General features: G+C 72.0%; 1 protein-coding gene. It reads right to left on the bottom strand.

The features are described 5' to 3' along the window. Nucleotides 1-134: 134 nt before the first annotated feature. Nucleotides 135-1,583: an SDR family NAD(P)-dependent oxidoreductase gene (locus G6021_RS13175; protein WP_182641485.1), complete on the bottom strand. Its 1,449-nt coding sequence runs from the start codon at nt 1,581-1,583 to the stop codon at nt 135-137. Between the last annotated feature and the right edge of the window lie 112 nt (nt 1,584-1,695).

Here is a 1,695-nt window from a genome sequence, read left to right as displayed (position 1 = left end):
GGGCCACTCGGAACCCTCGGCGGTGGGCCGGTGGTGCACGAGCGTGTCGGGCCCGTCGCCGCCGAGATCGGCCACCGCGGCACGGATCGCGGGCAGCAGCTCGTCGGCCAGGATCCGCCGGGCGGCGTCGACGCTCACCACGGGCTCGGCTCGAAGTCCTTGAGGAAGCAGCCGTAGAGGTCCACTCCGGCCTCGCCGCGGACGATCGGGTCCACCACGCGGGCCGCGCCGTCGACGAGGTCCAGGGGCGCGTGGAAGCCCTCCTCGTGCAGCCGGACCTTGGTCGTGTGCGGACGCTCGTCCGTGATCCAGCCCGTGTCGACCGCGGTCATGAGGATGCCGTGTTCGGTGAACATCTCCTCGGCGGAGGTGCGGGTGAGCATGTTCAGGCCCGCCTTGGCCATGTTGGTGTGCGGGTGCCCCGCGCCCTTGTAGCGCCGGGAGAACTGCCCCTCCATGGCGGAGACGTTGACGACGTACTTGCGCCGGGCCTTCGACGCGGCGAGCGCGGGCCGCAGTCGGGAGACCAGGATGAACGGGGCGACCGAGTTGCACAGCTGCACCTCGAGCATCTCCATGGGCTCCACCTGCTCGACCGTGGCCACCCAGCTGTTGTGGTCCACCACGTCCGGCAGCAGCCCGCCGGCATCGATGGCGGTGCCGGCGTCCACGCGGTCCAGGGACGCCGACCCGGCCAGGAGCGCCTGTTCGGCGATGTGTCCGGCCTCGCGCTCGGCCTCGTCGGAGCCGATGAGTGCGGACTCGCCGCCCATCAGCGCGGCCGGGTGCAGCTCGGAGGTGCGGCCCATGGTGATCATGGGGATGTCGGCGGCCCGCCCGGTGAGGGGCGCGGACTCCCCGTCCACGAGTCCGGAGTACGACCCGGGGGAGCGGCGCACCGTCTGGGCGGCGTTGTTGATGAGGATGTCGAGCGGTCCGGCGGCGGCGACCTCGTCGGCCAGTGCCACGACCTGGGCGGGATCGCGCAGGTCCACGCCGATCACGTGGACCCTGTGGGCCCAGTCCGCGTGGTCGGGCATCGAGGCGAACCGGCGGACGGCGTCGCGGGGGAAACGGGTCGTGATGGTCACGTCGGCCCCCGCCCGCAGCAGCATGAGCGCGATGTACATCCCGATCTTGGCGCGGCCACCGGTGAGCAGGGCCCGCCGACCGGTCAGGTCCATGTCCGGGTCCCGCCTGGCGCGGTTGGCCGCAGCGCACTCGGGGCACAGCTGGTGGTAGAAGGCGTCGACCTGGGTGTACAACTGCTTGCACACGTAACACGCCACCGCACGCTGCAGGTGTCCGGCCACGGCCCCCGGGGTGTTCGACACCAGTCGGATCCCGGCCGTCTCGTCGTCGATCCGAGAGGGCGACCCGGTCGCGGTGGCCTCGATGACCGCCTTGTCCGCCTCCTGCCGGGCGCGTCGGACCTCGTTCCGGCGGGACTTCTTGAGCAGCTTGAACATGTGGCCGACCGAGCGCTGTACCCGGATGGAATCGGGGTGGTCCTCCCCGAGCGCCGCCGCCTGGTCGAGGACGCGCTGGAGGGTCTCGAGGTCGTCCGGATCGATGCCTGTCACCAGGACACGGTACGACGACGAGGCCGTCGGTCCCTAAACCGCTCGCCACGGCAGGGTGGGCGCGCGACCCGCCCTGAGCCCGGCGAGCGCCTCCTCCACGGCCCGCAGCTCG

The organism is Dietzia sp. CW19 (assembly GCF_014145265.1).
GTDB classification, from domain to species: domain Bacteria; phylum Actinomycetota; class Actinomycetes; order Mycobacteriales; family Mycobacteriaceae; genus Dietzia; species Dietzia natronolimnaea.
Note: the sequence above shows the minus strand (reverse complement) of the source record. Positions and strands in the feature narration are given on the sequence as shown.